This is a genomic window from Paraburkholderia sediminicola (assembly GCF_046030555.1).
Taxonomy (GTDB): domain Bacteria; phylum Pseudomonadota; class Gammaproteobacteria; order Burkholderiales; family Burkholderiaceae; genus Paraburkholderia; species Paraburkholderia sediminicola_E.
The window spans coordinates 1-14,102 of record NZ_JAQQCH010000012.1; the positions used below are offsets into that span (position 1 = coordinate 1).

General features: G+C 62.1%; 10 protein-coding genes. 2 read left to right on the forward strand and 8 right to left on the reverse strand.

Annotated features, from left to right (window positions below; genetic code table 11):
* Positions 1–114: 114 nt before the first annotated feature.
* From PQQ52_RS18060 to PQQ52_RS18070, 3 genes are all read right to left on the reverse strand, one after another.
* Positions 115–501, reverse strand: coding sequence for a RidA family protein (locus tag PQQ52_RS18060; RefSeq protein ID WP_028200605.1), 387 nt, complete (start codon positions 499–501; stop codon positions 115–117).
* Positions 502–581: 80 nt separating this feature from the next.
* Positions 582–2,063: an N-acyl-D-amino-acid deacylase family protein gene (locus PQQ52_RS18065; protein WP_408213948.1), complete on the reverse strand. Its 1,482-nt coding sequence runs from the start codon at positions 2,061–2,063 to the stop codon at positions 582–584.
* Positions 2,064–2,066: 3 nt separating this feature from the next.
* Positions 2,067–2,957, reverse strand: coding sequence for a MurR/RpiR family transcriptional regulator (locus tag PQQ52_RS18070; protein WP_121109252.1), 891 nt, complete (start codon positions 2,955–2,957; stop codon positions 2,067–2,069).
* Between the two features lie 146 nt (positions 2,958–3,103).
* Here PQQ52_RS18070 and PQQ52_RS18075 point away from each other — a divergent pair, with 146 nt between their 5' ends.
* Positions 3,104–4,381 (forward strand): amino acid deaminase, encoded by a 1,278-nt coding sequence (locus PQQ52_RS18075; RefSeq protein WP_408213951.1) that lies wholly within the window; start codon positions 3,104–3,106, stop codon positions 4,379–4,381.
* A gap of 126 nt (positions 4,382–4,507) precedes the next feature.
* Here PQQ52_RS18075 and PQQ52_RS18080 read toward each other — a convergent pair whose 3' ends face one another.
* Together PQQ52_RS18080 and PQQ52_RS18085 are read right to left on the reverse strand one after the other, a co-directional pair.
* Positions 4,508–5,014, reverse strand: a complete 507-nt coding sequence (locus tag PQQ52_RS18080) for a MarR family winged helix-turn-helix transcriptional regulator (RefSeq protein WP_408213954.1) — start codon at positions 5,012–5,014, stop codon at positions 4,508–4,510.
* A 33-nt stretch (positions 5,015–5,047) separates the two neighbouring features.
* Positions 5,048–6,643 carry an MDR family MFS transporter gene (locus tag PQQ52_RS18085; RefSeq protein WP_408213956.1) on the reverse strand — a complete coding sequence of 532 codons (1,596 nt, stop codon included), beginning with the start codon at positions 6,641–6,643 and terminating at the stop codon, positions 5,048–5,050.
* 138 nt (positions 6,644–6,781) lie between these two features.
* Between PQQ52_RS18085 and PQQ52_RS18090 the strand changes: the two genes are divergently transcribed.
* Positions 6,782–7,624 (forward strand): EcsC family protein, encoded by an 843-nt coding sequence (locus tag PQQ52_RS18090; protein WP_408213959.1) that lies wholly within the window; start codon positions 6,782–6,784, stop codon positions 7,622–7,624.
* Here PQQ52_RS18090 and PQQ52_RS18095 read toward each other — a convergent pair.
* The 3 genes from PQQ52_RS18095 to PQQ52_RS18105 form a co-directional block, all read right to left on the reverse strand.
* Positions 7,594–8,559: an alpha/beta hydrolase gene (locus tag PQQ52_RS18095; protein WP_408213961.1), complete on the reverse strand. Its 966-nt coding sequence runs from the start codon at positions 8,557–8,559 to the stop codon at positions 7,594–7,596. The genes PQQ52_RS18090 and PQQ52_RS18095 overlap by 31 nt on opposite strands.
* A gap of 118 nt (positions 8,560–8,677) precedes the next feature.
* Positions 8,678–9,112 (reverse strand): CHRD domain-containing protein, encoded by a 435-nt coding sequence (locus PQQ52_RS18100; RefSeq protein WP_408213964.1) that lies wholly within the window; start codon positions 9,110–9,112, stop codon positions 8,678–8,680.
* Between the two features lie 518 nt (positions 9,113–9,630).
* A complete protein-coding gene (locus PQQ52_RS18105) occupies positions 9,631–14,085 on the reverse strand; it encodes an ATP-binding protein (protein ID WP_408213967.1) in 4,455 nt (1,484 codons plus the stop codon).
* Positions 14,086–14,102 lie beyond the last annotated feature (17 nt).

Sequence of the window (14,102 nt, forward strand, 5' to 3'; positions counted from 1 at the left end):
GCCACAGGCCAACAGACAAACAAGCGCCGCGCAGGCAAACAAGTCAGAAAAAGCCCAACGCCGCAGGCATACAGACAAAAAACCTAGCCACCGCCCACGGCGAAAAAAACCCCTTTAAGCCGAAGGCTTCTTATAAGCCACGCAATCAACCTCAACCCGGCAATCAATCACCATCGAAGAAACCACACAAGCCCGCGCCGGCGGATTCTCGCCAAAGTACTCCCGAAACACCTTGTTAAACGAAGCGAAGTCACGCGGATCATCCAGCCACACACCGCAGCGGACAACATGCTCCGCCCCGTACCCCGCTTCCTTCAGGATAGCGAACACGTTCTGAATCGCCTTGTGCGATTGCTCAACAATCCCGCCGTTGATCACTTCGCCGTTTTCCATCGGCGTCTGCCCGGAAACGAATAACCAGCCATCCGCTTCGACTGCCCGCGCAAAGGGCATATGTTGACCACCCGTACCCTTGCCGCCTTCAACACCATATCGCTTCATCATCCAACTCCCTAAAAAGTCCGGCACGCGGCGCGAGCAATGCCACAACCGCTTGCCACATCAATCAGAAAACAAAAAAATCAAAACGCGCCGTGCGCGTCACCCTTCGACGCCGCGCCGCGCGCCACAAAATGCCCTGCCCGCTCGCCGGTCACTGCGCCATCGCGGTAAGACAACACACCATTCACCCACACCGCGTCGATGCCGTCCGCGGGCTGCTGCGGCTTTTCGAACGTCGCCGCGTCGCGCACCCTGGCCGGGTCGAACAACACCAGATCCGCGTGATAACCGATCTGCACCTCGCCGCGCTGCGCCAACCCAAACCGGCGCGCCGACAAGCTGGTCATCTTGCGCACCGCCTCTTCGAGCGGCAACAATTTCGCATCGCGCGCGTAGTGGCCGAGCACGCGCGGAAACGCGCCCCACAAACGCGGATGCGGCAGCGGATCGTTCGGCAAACCATCTGAGCCGACCATCGTCGCGGGATGCGACAGAATGCGCCGCACGTCGTCCTCGGACATGTTGTGATACACCGCGCCCGCCGGCTGCAAACGCTTGCCGGCCTCCTGCTGCGTGACGCTCCACTCGGCGGCAATATCCTTGATCAGCTTGCCCGCCATCTCGGGATGCGGCTCGGACCACGTGATCGTGATGTCGATGTCGCCCGTCACCTGCTTCACATCGAGCGTCGATGAACTGCGGTTGTACGGATAGCAGTCGCAGCCGATCGGCTGCAAACGACGCGCGCCTTCCAGCGACTTCAGCACCTCAACACTGCGCCCCCAGTTCGACGGCCCCGCGCACTTCAGATGCGAAATCACCACCGGCACATGCGCGTGACGGCCCACCCGATAGGCTTCGTCCATCGCGTCGAGAATCGCGTCGAACTCGGTGCGCATGTGCGTCGTGTAAAGCGCGCCTGCGGCGGCAAGCGGCTCGGCCAGCGCCATCACTTCTTCAGTCGGCGCGGAAAAGGCGGAGCCGTACGCAAGCCCCGAACTCAAACCCAACGCGCCGTTCGACAACGCCTCTTCGAGTTGCGCGCGCATGCCGTCGATTTCCGCCGCAGTCGCCGCACGATCGAGCCGGTCCATCTGATTGCTGCGCAACGCCGTGTGTCCAATCAGTGCGCCGACATTCACTGCCGGACGCGCGGCGTTCACCGCTTCGACGTACGCAGCGAAAGTCGGGTACTGGAACGCGTCGCGTTCGCCGAGCAGGTTCATCGGATCAGGTGGATCGCCCTTGAGCGAAACCGGCGACGCACTGATCCCGCAATTGCCGACGATCACCGTCGTCACGCCCTGAGTGATCTTCGGCAGCATTTGCGGCGAGCGGATCACGTGCGTGTCGTCATGCGTATGAACGTCGATGAAGCCCGGCGCCAACGCACGTCCATTGGCCTCGATCACCTCTTCGGCGAGCCAGTTCGACAGATTGCCGATCGCGGCGATGTGGCCGTCACGGATCGCGACGTCGCGTTCGACCGGCGGTGCGCCCGTGCCGTCGTACAGTTGCGCGCCGACGATCAGCGTATCGGCGGCTTCGGGATGCGAATGCATGGATCAGTCTCCTAACGGTTGTCGATCGCCACCGCCACGATGCGCGTCGAGCGCGTGCTTCATGCGGCGCAGCAATTCCCGGCTCTCGTCGCCCTGACTGACGGCAAGTTCGGTGACGAGCACATCGAGCGCCATCATCATCGCGTAGCGCGACGACGACGGCTTGTAAATGAAATCGGTTTCAAAGGCGACGATCGGAATCACCCAATCAGCCAGTTTGGCTAAAGGCGAAGCCGGCGCGGTCAGGGCGATCACGGTCGCCCCGTAGCTGCGCGCGATCTTGCAGTTCTCGACCATCTCGGGCACGCGCCCAGTAGTGGACAGCGCGATCACGACGCACTCGCGCGATACGGTGCTCGCCACCATGCGCTGCAACAGACCGTCCTGATAGGTCGCGACCGGCCGGCCGAGTCGCACGAGCCGAAAGCGCATTTCGTCGGCCAATGCGGTCGAACCGCCCCCCATGCCGAATACATAGATCATTCGCGCGGCGCGCAACGCGGCCGCCGCTTCGTCTAAAGGTGCCTGGCGCAGCAGCTGGTGGTTATGGGCAAGCGCGGTCTGCAGTTCGTCGAACACGCGAGTAGCGATGGGCTCCGGCGCGTCGGTGGGTCCGCCTGCTTGAAGGAAGCGCTGCCCGACGGCAGCCGCCTGCGCCAGCCGCAGCTTGAGCTCCCGCACATCGCGGCAACCGACCGCCTTGGCGAAGCGCGTCACGGTCGCGACGCTCACCTCTGCCTGCTGGGCGAGTGCGCCAATGCTGGCGCGCGATGCGCCGGTCAGATCGTCGAGAATCAGTGCCGCAACCTTACGCTCGGCCGAACGCAGTTCCGGCGCACACTCGGCGATGCGCGCGACGATATCGAAAGCCAGCGGTTCGGCAGTTGAGTTCATTGCAGACGGTGGGGTGCCTCGCGAAGGCTTACAAAAAGCCTCCGGCAAGCTGTGGTACTAAATAACATTTCTTCAACCATCGTACTTTCTGTAACATAGTAAAGTCAACTTTGATTCGATTTAACTGGACGATGGAGCAGGGAGACATGAAAGTTACAAACTATCAGGGCGCAACGATTGATCCTTATAGCAAGGGCTTGGGCATGGTTCCAGGCACCAGCATCCAACTCACGGATGCCGCGCGCCTCGAGTGGAACCTGCTGAACGAAGACGTGAGTCTGCCCGCCGCCGTGCTGTACGCGGATCGTGTGGAACATAACCTGAAGTGGATGCAGGCGTTCGTCGCGGAATACGGCGTCAAGCTAGCACCGCACGGCAAAACCACCATGGCGCCACAGCTGTTTCGCCGTCAACTCGAAACCGGCGCATGGGGCATCACGCTCGCCACCGCACATCAGGTGCGCGCGGCGTATCACGGCGGTGTTTCGCGGATCCTGATGGCCAACCAGCTGGTTGGCCGCCACAATATGATGATGGTCGCCGAGTTGCTGAGCGACCCTGATTTCGAATTCTTCTGCCTCGTCGATTCGGTTGAAGGCGTCGAACAGTTGGGCGAGTTTTTCACGTCGGTACGCAAACCGCTGCAAGTATTGCTTGAACTCGGCGTGGCAGGCGGCCGCACCGGCGTGCGCGACGAAGCGCAGCGCAACGCGGTGCTCGATGCGATCGCGCGCTATCCGGATGTGCTGAAGCTCGCGGGCGTCGAATTGTATGAAGGCGTGCTGAAAGAAGAACACGAAGTGCGCGAGTTCCTGCAGAGCGCCGTCGCTGTGACGCGCGCGCTTGTCGATGAAGGACGTTTTGCTCGCACACCGGCCGTTCTCTCTGGCGCCGGCTCGGCGTGGTACGACGTGGTCGCGGAAGAATTCGTGAAGGCCTCGGAAACCGGCAAGGTCGAAGTCGTGCTGCGGCCCGGCTGCTATCTGACGCATGACGTCGGCGTCTACCGCAAGGCGCAAACCGACATCTTCGCGCGCAATCCGGTCGCGAAGAAAATGGGCGAGGGCCTGTTGCCGGCGCTGCAGCTGTGGGCGTATGTGCAATCGATTCCGGAGCCGGATCGCGCGATCATCGGTCTGGGTAAACGCGACTCCGCTTTCGACGCGGGCATGCCGGAACCGGCACGCCACTATCGTCCAGGCAACGAAGCGCCGCGCGATATCGCCGCGAGCGAAGGCTGGGAGATTTTCGGCTTGATGGATCAGCACGCGTATCTGCGGATCCCCGCGGGCGCCGACCTGAAGGTGGGCGACATGATCGCGTTCGACATCTCGCATCCCTGCCTGACGTTCGACAAGTGGCGTCAGGTGTTGGTGGTCGATCCGTCGTATCGCGTCACTGAAGTCATCGAAACGTACTTCTGATATTGATGTAAACGGCGCGCTTCACCAAAGTGCGGCGCGCCGTTGAAGACACTCAGAATGTCGGCGCCGGCCGTGTCGTTCGCGGCGGCCGCGGCGCCGAATCGGCCAAACTTTTCTCTGTCAGGCCTAACGCGCCGATTCACTGGCCGCCGCATCGGGCACTTGCGGAAGAGCGTCAGCGTCCGCGCCCGCTGCATGAGCCGTCGCCGTCACTTCACTGATTCGCGCTTCCAGCATCTTCAAGGCCCCCGATAGCGCGGCTAGCGCATCGTCCGGCAATGCCGCCATGGTGTCGTTCAAAAATGCCTTGCGACGCGGCAAGCTGGCTTCGGTCGCCGACTGCCCCGCTTCGGTCAAACGGACATTGGTCACGCGGTTATCGCGTGTATCCATGCTGCGGGCAATCCAGCCCAAACCCTCGAGCGTTTTCAACTGCCGGGTGAGCGCACCCGGATCGACGCGCAAGCGCTCGACCAGCCGCTTCTGCGACGACTCGCCGGCCTGCTCATGCAACGCGAGCAGAATGCGCCAGCGCGGCAACGGGTGTCCCACCTGCGCCTCGAACGCCGACATGAACGCCCGATAAGTGCGGCCGAATTGCTGCATGACGGCGACGCGGTCCTGTTCTTCCATGATCTGTCAGTAAAACGGTAAGGCTAAAAAAAATCAATCCGCGTGAATCACCGGCTCGAGCTTGCGCTGGAGCTTGATCGGCGGCACACGGCGGCTTTGCCACACGGATATCACGGCGATAACTGCAGCCAGCGCAAGACCCAGATGAATGGCCGCAACGAGCGCTTCGCGCGCGCTTTCAAGCAGCATCGCGCCGTTGTGGCCCGCATGCGTCAGCTGACTGAGCAAAATGGTTTGCGCGTCGCGATTGATCAGGATTTGCGGGTCGCCGAGATCGGAGAACCATTGCGACGCGTGATCGTTTTCCAGCGCACTGCGCACGCCGCTCGCGTACATATGGCTGATCAGCGTGCCGGTAAGCGCGGTGCCGATCATCCCGCCGATCATCCGCAGCGACTGCAGCAGCGCGGTGGCAATCCCGAGGTGTTCGCGGCCTGCTGTCTGCTGCGCGAAGATCGTCAGATTTGGCATCACGAAACCGAGACCGAGGCCGCCGAGCACCATGAACGACATCAGCATCCATTGCGGCATGGAGCGCGTTGCGACGACCACGCCAAGGCACGCCAGCGCCACCAGCGCGAAGCCGATATACAGCATCAAATTCGGATTGCGCACGCGCGAGACGATGCGGCCATTGGTGATACTGCCGATCGTGATGAACACGACGAGCGGCGTAATGACGAGCCCTGCTTCTTTGGGCGACATCCCGAAGCCGCCCTGGAACAGCAACGGGGCGTAGAACAGCAGCGAAAACATCGTGAAGCCGCCCAGCACGGCGAGCGTGAAGAGCGCCGCCAGACTGCGATTACGAAACATGTCCACCGGCAGAATTGCCGTCGGGCAGCGCTTTTCCCACTGCCACAGCACGTATGCTGAGGCGACGCTCAGGGCGAGCAGCGCGAACACGCTCAGGGTAACGCCGTGCTTCGGCAGCAACTCGACGAACAGTTGCAGCGAGCCGAGCGCCACCGCGATTAGTAGCGCGCCAGGCCAATCCAGCCGCATCTTGCCTTCGTGCTCGATGTGCCGGAGATGCGGCAGGAAGCGCCAGACAAAAAACAGCGACAGCAAGCCGACCGGCAAATTCACATAGAACACCGAACGCCAGCCGTAGTACTGCGTGAGAAAACCGCCGAGCGATGGACCCACCGCGTTCGCAATCCCGAACGCCGAACTCATCAGCACCTGCCAGCGCAGGCGCACGACCGAGTCGGGGAAGAGGTCAGGAATGCACGCGAAGGCGGTGCCGACCAGCATGCCGCCGCCGATACCCTGCAGGCCGCGCGCGAGCACGAGGAACAGCATGTTGTTGGCGGCGCCGCACAGCACCGAGGCCGCCGTAAATACGACGATCGATGCGATCACGAATGGCTTGCGCCCATAGTAATCGCCGAGGCGGCCGAAAATCGGCACGGTGATCACCGAGGTCAGCAGATACAACGTGGCGACCCACGCGTAGAGCTCGAAACCCTTCAGTTCCGCGACGATGGTGGGCAACGCGGTGCCGACTACGGTCTGGTCCAGAGCGACCAGCATCGAAACGAAGGAAACGCCGAGCATCGCCAGTAGCGATTCACGGAAAGGTAAAACTTGCCCACTCGAGTGGTGGGCCGCGGTATGGACAGCCATTTTTGATAGCGCAACAGTTGACTCGTCAAACAATAGTGAATCATACCACGAGGTGATGCTCTAAGCTGGAACCCGCTGACGCGGTTCACCGCGTCGGCAATCGACTGAAGAATGGACAACATGACGCCAGGGAGGCACATGGAGCCGAGTTCGCTCGCAGCACAATCGTTACCGGACGAAGACCTGAGCGCGCTCAGACGCGCGAAACACGAACTGGAGAGCCCCGCGCTGGCGATGAAACTGGCCAGCATCGTCGGCTCGCCGCTCGAAAAGCTGCTCTCGCGTATGCCGGCTTTTGCTAACGAAAAGGTCACGGATGCGACGGAACTGGCGTTGCGCAAGTGCCTGTCGATCGCGCTGCGCACGCTCGGTCGGCAGGCCGGCGCCTCGCCCCTGATCGTGCCCGACAAGCCGAGCAACCTGCTGCACAAATTCGCCGTGGCGACCACCGGCGCGGCCGGCGGCGCATTCGGTCTGTTCGCGCTGCCCGTCGAGCTGCCGGTCACGACCACGCTGATGTTCCGCTCGATCTGCGACATTGCGCGCAGCGAGGGCGAGGATCTGACGTCGATCGACGCGCAATTGCAATGCCTGACGGTGCTAGGCATGGGCGGCACCTCGAAAGCCGACGACGACGCCGACTTCGGCTACTTCATCATGCGCGGCGCGCTGGCGCAGGCGGTATCGAAGGCTTCATCCGAAATCGCGACGAAGGGCTTCAGCGCGCACGGCTCCGCGGCATTGCTGCGCCTGCTCAACACAATTGCCGCGCGCTTTTCAGTGCAGGTGAGCGAGCAGATCGCCGCCAAATCGATTCCGGCGATCGGCGCGGTGCTCGGCGCGATGGTCAATACGGTATTCATCGACCACTTCCAGCAGGTCGCGCACGGTCACTTCACCGTGCGGCGCCTGGAGCGGCAATACGGCCAGGAAACGGTCGAGGCGGCCTATCAGGCAATGGATGTGACACTGGACGGCTGAACGTCCCGCGCCGCGCCGCTCGTCACACGCCGCACGAAAGCAGCGGCGCGATCGAGCGCGCGGTTCGCTTCGGGAATGAACGGAGAGAACAGCGGCCAGACGTGCGGCATCTTCTTCCACACCTCGAGTTCGCAGTCGACGCCCGCTGCGCGTGCCTTGTCGGCGACACGCTGCGAGTCGTCGAGCAATACTTCGGTGCTGCCCGCCATGATGAAGAGCGGTGGCAAGCCGTGCAGGTCGGCATAAACCGGCGAAGCGTAGGGATGTGTGGCAGACGTGTCGCCGAGATAAACCTTGGCGGCACGCGCGATGGCTGGGCCGCTGAACATCGGATCGAGACCGTCGTTGGTGCGGATGGTAGCGCCGGCAGCGGCCAGATCGGTCCATGGCGAGAACAGCAGACAGCCCGCCGGCAAGGGATCGCCGGCGTCGCGCAGAGCGACCAGCGTGGCCAGCGCAAGGCCGCCGCCCGCTGAATCGCCCGCAATGACGATCGACTCGGGGGGCGTGCCGTCCGCGACCAGGCGGCGGTAGGCGGCGGTCGCATCGTCGAGCGCGGCCGGAAAGCGATGCTCGGGCGCGAGACGGTAGTCGAGTGAAAAAATCGGTGTATTGGCGCGCGTCGCCAGACCGTACACCAGCGAGCGATGTGTACGCGGCGAACAGAAGTAGTAGCCGCCGCCGTGGCAATAGAGAACGGTTGGGCCGGTGTCGACGTGCTGCGTGCCGTCGACCCGCTCGATCCACTCTCCGCGCAGAGGTTGATCGGCCGGTCCATACATTTCGCGCAGATGCCAGCCACCAGGCACACGAGGCGACCAGGCTCGTTTGGCCGTCAATGCACGCGCTTTCTCAACGTTAATGCCTGGTTTTAAGGTTTGCGGTCGAAACTGCCTACGCAGATACCAGCACGCGAGTGCACTTTGCCAGCTCATCAGGACACGCTCCTTCGATAGTGTCCCGTCATGGTACGTGCGTTCTCCACCGCGTCGGTGGACGAGAACTTCTAATCCTGAAAAGCGCTTATGTCACCGAACAAGGCTTTCCTCCAGCTTAGTTGGCCGGCAAAACCTGCCCGCGAATCTCACCCGTCGGGTTCTGCGCAGTATGGACGTTGAAGTACCACTGCCCCGCCATCAGATCCGTCACCTGTTGTTCCGTGAGCGCCGCCGATCCTTTGATCGGGCTTGCGAGCGCGTCCTTTCCGATCGGCACCTGGACCTTGGCGTTCTGCCCGACCGGCGCGGGGCCGTGGAAGTGCGCCGCGGTTGCCGGGCCGCTCAGCCCGTCATAAGTGACAGTCCATTGGAGGGATTTGGTTGACGTGTCGAACGTGGCGTTCAACATGCCGTGGCCGTGACTCACGCGCGGCGGCACTTCGCTCGACGGTTCGAGATCGGCCTTCAACGCTACCGTATCCGCAAAGGCGACGCCCGACGCCAACGCCCACATCACTACGGCAAAATTCAGTTTTCGAAGCGCAATCATGGTCTTCTCCGGACTTTGATGCACCGCCGCGCCGAAATTTCGGCCACGTGCGAAGCAACCACATACTAGTGCAAATCCGTCGAGCCCGTTTGCGTCAGGGGCCATATGACACGGCCGCCTTCGCCGTATGCGCACCAACAAAAAAGCACCGCGAGTGCGGTGCTTTTTCTGCTCACCGTAACGCTTTAAGCGGTAGCGCTTTAGAAGTGGTGACGGATACCCAACGTAAAGACATACTGGTTCTTGCTGGCCGACGGCGCACTGTCAACGCTTTCATCAAGTTTTTCAAACAGTTAATTGCGCATTTCGCAATGAATCTTTTGCGTAAGCTCAGTTATGCTTTGCCTTGCGAGAAGTGACTCCTTCATCGAGGGATGTCTCCAAATCTTTAACGCGGCTTCGGCCGCGTTTTTTTTCGTCCTCTCGATTTCCCGCTTGAACCCCTTTGCGGGCGCGCACCAATTCGATCGACGAAGCGATGTGCTACAGCCCCACATCGCTGTTGCGCGAAGCATGCGTCATGCGAGCAATGCGGCCTGCTCCTCGATTCCATCCAGCATCGCATTGCACTTACGCGCCAACACCAACCCGTCACTACGCAAACGTTCCGGCGTCTTGGCGGTGATGTCCCGGCGATAGTCCTCCAAGGCGTTGAGCAGCGGAGGATATTGCAGCACGCTCGCCGCCCCTGCCACGCGATGATGCCACTCACGCAGACGCTCGACCTCGACGCGCTCGAGCAACGGCGACAATGCCTGCACATCTTCGCGCACCGAAGAAACGAACGAATCGAGCAATGCCTTAACGGTCGATTCGCTCCCCCACAACTGCGTCATGTGACTCAGGTCGACCGGGACGAACGGATCGGGGCCGTCGCGAGCATCCGGCTCGGAAGCCGGCGGCGCAGCGACAGTCTCAGCGGGTGCGGCTTGCCATGCGCTGTCGGTGCCGAACCAACGACTCAGGTAGTCGCGCAACGTAGCGAGCCGCGTCGGTTTGACAAGGCAGTCATCCATGCCCGCATCGCGACATAGCTTCAGGTCTTCCGGCGCGGTGTTTGCGGTAATACCCAGAATCGGCAGATGGTGCGCGCCGCCCTGCTCCTGCTCCCGGATGCGCCGCGCCAACTCGTAGCCGGACAAGTTCGGCATGTGACAGTCTGTGATCAGACATCCATAGCTGGTTTGCTCGAGCGCGGCCAGTGCCTCGACGCCGTCGTTCGTCACGTCGCAGGCAAAACCAAGCAAGGCCAGTTGATGACGGATCAACTCCTGATTTACCGGATGATCTTCCGCAACCAGGATCAGCCGCCCGCCGGCAATTGCCCGTTCACGGTCCGGCGGCACGTTGGCGCCGTCAGCCATGCGCGGCATGCCGGCGGAACGCCGCGCCACCGAAGGCAGCCCCGTCATCGCCGCGGCGCACGCCGCGCCGAGGCCGCGCCAGGAGATCGGGTTGATACTGACACGCACGTTGTTGTCGAGGATGCGGTAGCCGGTCGGCTTCGGTTTCTCGGTCAGGCAGATGATCCGCGAGCCGGACCCGACGCTTGCAGGCAGTATCACCTCTTCACTCACGAATATCATATCCACGTCCTCAAAAACTGCGGGATCGCCGAGTTCGGCCGGATCGGGCGACACGCGGTGCAACTCGAGTCCGAGAGCCTGACCGAAATGCATCAGCGCCTGCGCGACCCGTGTGTCACCCGTCGCTACGATGCCGCGCTTGCCGCGCAAGCCATTCACGGAATAGCGCTGCGATTCCACAGGCATGGCAAGACGCACTTTCATGCGCGTACCGACCCCAGGTTCGCTATGCAATTCGAGCGCGCCGTTCATCAGGTCGATCAGCTTGCGGCAGATCGTCAGGCCCAGACCGGTACCGCCGAAGCGGCGGGTAGTAGACGATTCCGCCTGCACGAACGGCTCGAACAGCCGCGCCTGCGCCTCCGGCGCGATGCCGATGCCCGTGTCCTTGACGGTCATCTCGAGCGTCTGAACGTCGCTAGTCTGGTCGACGACCGCAACCTCCACGTCGACCTCGCCTTCCGGCGTGAACTTGATGGCGTTGCCGAGCAGATTGAACAGAATTTGCCGCAATCGCACGCTGTCGCCACGTAGCGTAGCCGCAACTTCGGGCGCGATATCCACGCGTACCTTCAGGCCCTTTTCATGGGCACGGCCCGCGAGCAAACCGACGGCGTTATCGACCAACTCGCGCAGGTCGATGGGTTCTGCCTCGATAGTCAGCCGGCCTGCGTCAATTTTCGAGTAGTCGAGGAGGTCGTCCAGAATCTGCAGCAGCGCGCCCGCCGACTCGTGGATCATGCTCAGCATTTCACCCTGATCCGCGTTGAGCGGCGTGCGTTCCAACACTTCGACAAGGCCGAGCACGCCGTTCATCGGCGTACGAATCTCGTGGCTCATCATCGCGAGAAAATCGTCTTTAGCGCGCGAGGCCGCTTCGGCCACGTCACGCGCGCGCGCGAGTTCCTCGGAGCGTGCATGCTCGACACTCGCGTCTACCCAGTAGCCGCTCCACACAACACCGCCGTCCCGCTCACGGCGCGGCACCAACTCCGCTCGCGCCCACTTGAGGTCATGCTCGCCTTCGAAACGAAACTCCATATGCACCGGCGTTTCGCAACGAGCCGACCGCTCCAGTTCGCTCAACACGAAAGGCCGGTCCGCTTCGCAGATGCGCTGAAAATCGATCTCATCGTGGCTCATCAGCGAAGCGCCATTGCTGCCCAGCAAATGTCGTGTGTCGCCGCCGACATAAGGAAACGAATACGCTCCGTCTGCACTGCGGCGCAGTTGAAACACCACGGCCGGCAACGAACGCGTGACGTCGAACAGACGCCGCTCGGTTTCGCGCGCGAGCATTTCAGCACGCCGGATATCGGTAATGTCGACCATCGTTCCGAGCACGCAACTCGGCTTGCCGTCAGCGCCTTGAACGATGCGCGTCCAGAACAGCCCATGACGCAGGTCGCCCGTGCCGCGTTCAAACTGGAGTTCCGCCTGTGCGGGCTCGCCGCCTATCAGCATCTCGCGTGTAAGTTCATCCAGAACGCGGCCGTTGGCTTCGCCCCATGTCTGAACCTCTACGGCCGTGCGCCCGATCACTGCTTCGCGGCGCAAACCGCACGCTTCTTCGTACGCCCGGTTGATCGCGATATAGCGCCCATCCAGATCTTTCGCGACGAGCGGATAGGGCACCATCTCCATCATGGTTTCCTGAAAATTCAGTTGCAAAGCCAACTCGCGTTCGGTCTGTTTGCGCCGCCTGACTTCACGCTGTAGCAGCAGATATGCGCGCAACGTGACCAGCAATACGAGACCGATGCCGATCAGCAACGGCAGAAGGCGCACCGCAGTAACGCTCCATGTTCCCTGCTCTCCCGTGTTGCCGGTCACCCACTTCTGGCGGATGCGCTGCCTTTCGGCCGGCGGCATAGCCAGCAACGCACGGTCGATCAAACCCGCGAGCGGGCTCAGATCAGGGCGCACCGCGAAACCAATCGCGTCGGATCCGCCGACTGTGCCGAGGATCTTGAGCACACCGGCGTACCGTTGCTTGAGCATGGTATCGACGGCGGCTACGTTGCCGACCAGCACGTCTGCCTGGCCGCTCTCGACCATCTTGAGAGCGTCATCCAGACTGGGCGCAACAGTGATGTTGGCGGCCGGAATTTTGTCGATCGCGAGCGAAATCGAGCCGGCGATATGCGACGAGACGACGATGCGCCGCGAGGCGAAATCATTGAGCGCGCGTGCGGCTGGTTCGTCTTCACGTCCGACGATCACAAGCGGATAGCTTTCGTATGCACGGGTGTGCAGCGCGTTCTTCAGACGCGGATCGTTGCTGGAGGCGGTGGCCAGAATCGCCAGATCGCCATGCTGGAAAGCATCGATCGTTGCGGGCCAATCGGACGTGTAGGCGCGGTTGAACACGACACCCAGCGCACGACTCAAGTAGTCCAGATATTCAGCGGTAATGCCAGCCGGATGGCCAGACTCGTCGACATAACTGAAAGGCGCCCAACCGTTATCGAAACCCACCTGCAAGGGTGGCAGCGAACGGAGCCACGCTTGTTCTTCCGGTGTCAGCACGAGGCGCCGCGCAACGGATGCAGCTTGCGCGTCGAAGCTGCTAGATAGCCAGCGCATGCGGATCGCCGTATCGTCGGCCGGATTCATTGAAGCGAGCGCGCGGTCGAGCTGGTCACGCAGCGCCACCCGGTTGCGCGGCACGGCAAAGCGCAAGTCGGCGGTTCTGCCGCGCTCCTCGAAAGCGACTCGCAGTCCGCGGAATTCCTCGCTGCCCAGTGCGTATTGAACGGTGGGCGTAAAGCCGAGATAGGCGTCGGCATCGCCTTGCGCGACTGCCTGCAACGCCGCGTGTGTATTTGCGAAGGTTTCGAGCTGGGCGTGTGGAAAGCGCTCGCGCAACGAGCGTTCCAACGCAAATCCTTTCTCTATCGCGAGGCGTGCGCCGGCAAGCTGAGCGGCGCTCGGGTACACGTCGCCGTCGCGGCGGACCGCCACCGATGCGGACGCCCGAAAATACGGCGCGGTAAAGCTCAAGCACCGTTCCCGCTCGGGCGTGCGTGCGACGCTCATGACCAGATCGACGTTGCCAGCGCAGGCCGCGGCCAGTAGCTGCGGCATGTCAGGAAACGCTTTGGATTCGATCACGACGCTCGGTCCAACGAGCGCACGCAGATAGTCGGCGCTCAAGCCGGTTAGCTGACCATCCTGAAGCCCGTCTAAAGGCATCCATCCGTTAGCTAGAACGCCGATGGTCAATGTGGCAGGAAAGCCGCTCCCGACCGGCGGATGCGATGATCCGGCGAATGGCTGGGCCACCGCCAGCTGCATCTGCGTGATCACGCACGCGAACACGACAAGCAGGCACTGGGATACGCGTCGCACCATCCGCCTTACCGCGATACCGCGTTGGAGTTTCATAAAGGGCACCGTGAAAT

Coding starts and splice junctions, on each gene's coding strand:
- PQQ52_RS18060 (WP_028200605.1), bottom strand. CDS start 501: ATGAAGCGATATGGTGTTGAAGGCGGCAAGGGTACGGGTGGTCAACAT.
- PQQ52_RS18065 (WP_408213948.1), bottom strand. CDS start 2,063: ATGCATTCGCATCCCGAAGCCGCCGATACGCTGATCGTCGGCGCGCAA.
- PQQ52_RS18070 (WP_121109252.1), bottom strand. CDS start 2,957: ATGAACTCAACTGCCGAACCGCTGGCTTTCGATATCGTCGCGCGCATC.
- PQQ52_RS18075 (WP_408213951.1), top strand. CDS start 3,104: ATGAAAGTTACAAACTATCAGGGCGCAACGATTGATCCTTATAGCAAG.
- PQQ52_RS18080 (WP_408213954.1), bottom strand. CDS start 5,014: ATGGAAGAACAGGACCGCGTCGCCGTCATGCAGCAATTCGGCCGCACT.
- PQQ52_RS18085 (WP_408213956.1), bottom strand. CDS start 6,643: ATGGCTGTCCATACCGCGGCCCACCACTCGAGTGGGCAAGTTTTACCT.
- PQQ52_RS18090 (WP_408213959.1), top strand. CDS start 6,782: ATGGAGCCGAGTTCGCTCGCAGCACAATCGTTACCGGACGAAGACCTG.
- PQQ52_RS18095 (WP_408213961.1), bottom strand. CDS start 8,559: ATGAGCTGGCAAAGTGCACTCGCGTGCTGGTATCTGCGTAGGCAGTTT.
- PQQ52_RS18100 (WP_408213964.1), bottom strand. CDS start 9,112: ATGATTGCGCTTCGAAAACTGAATTTTGCCGTAGTGATGTGGGCGTTG.
- PQQ52_RS18105 (WP_408213967.1), bottom strand. CDS start 14,085: ATGAAACTCCAACGCGGTATCGCGGTAAGGCGGATGGTGCGACGCGTA.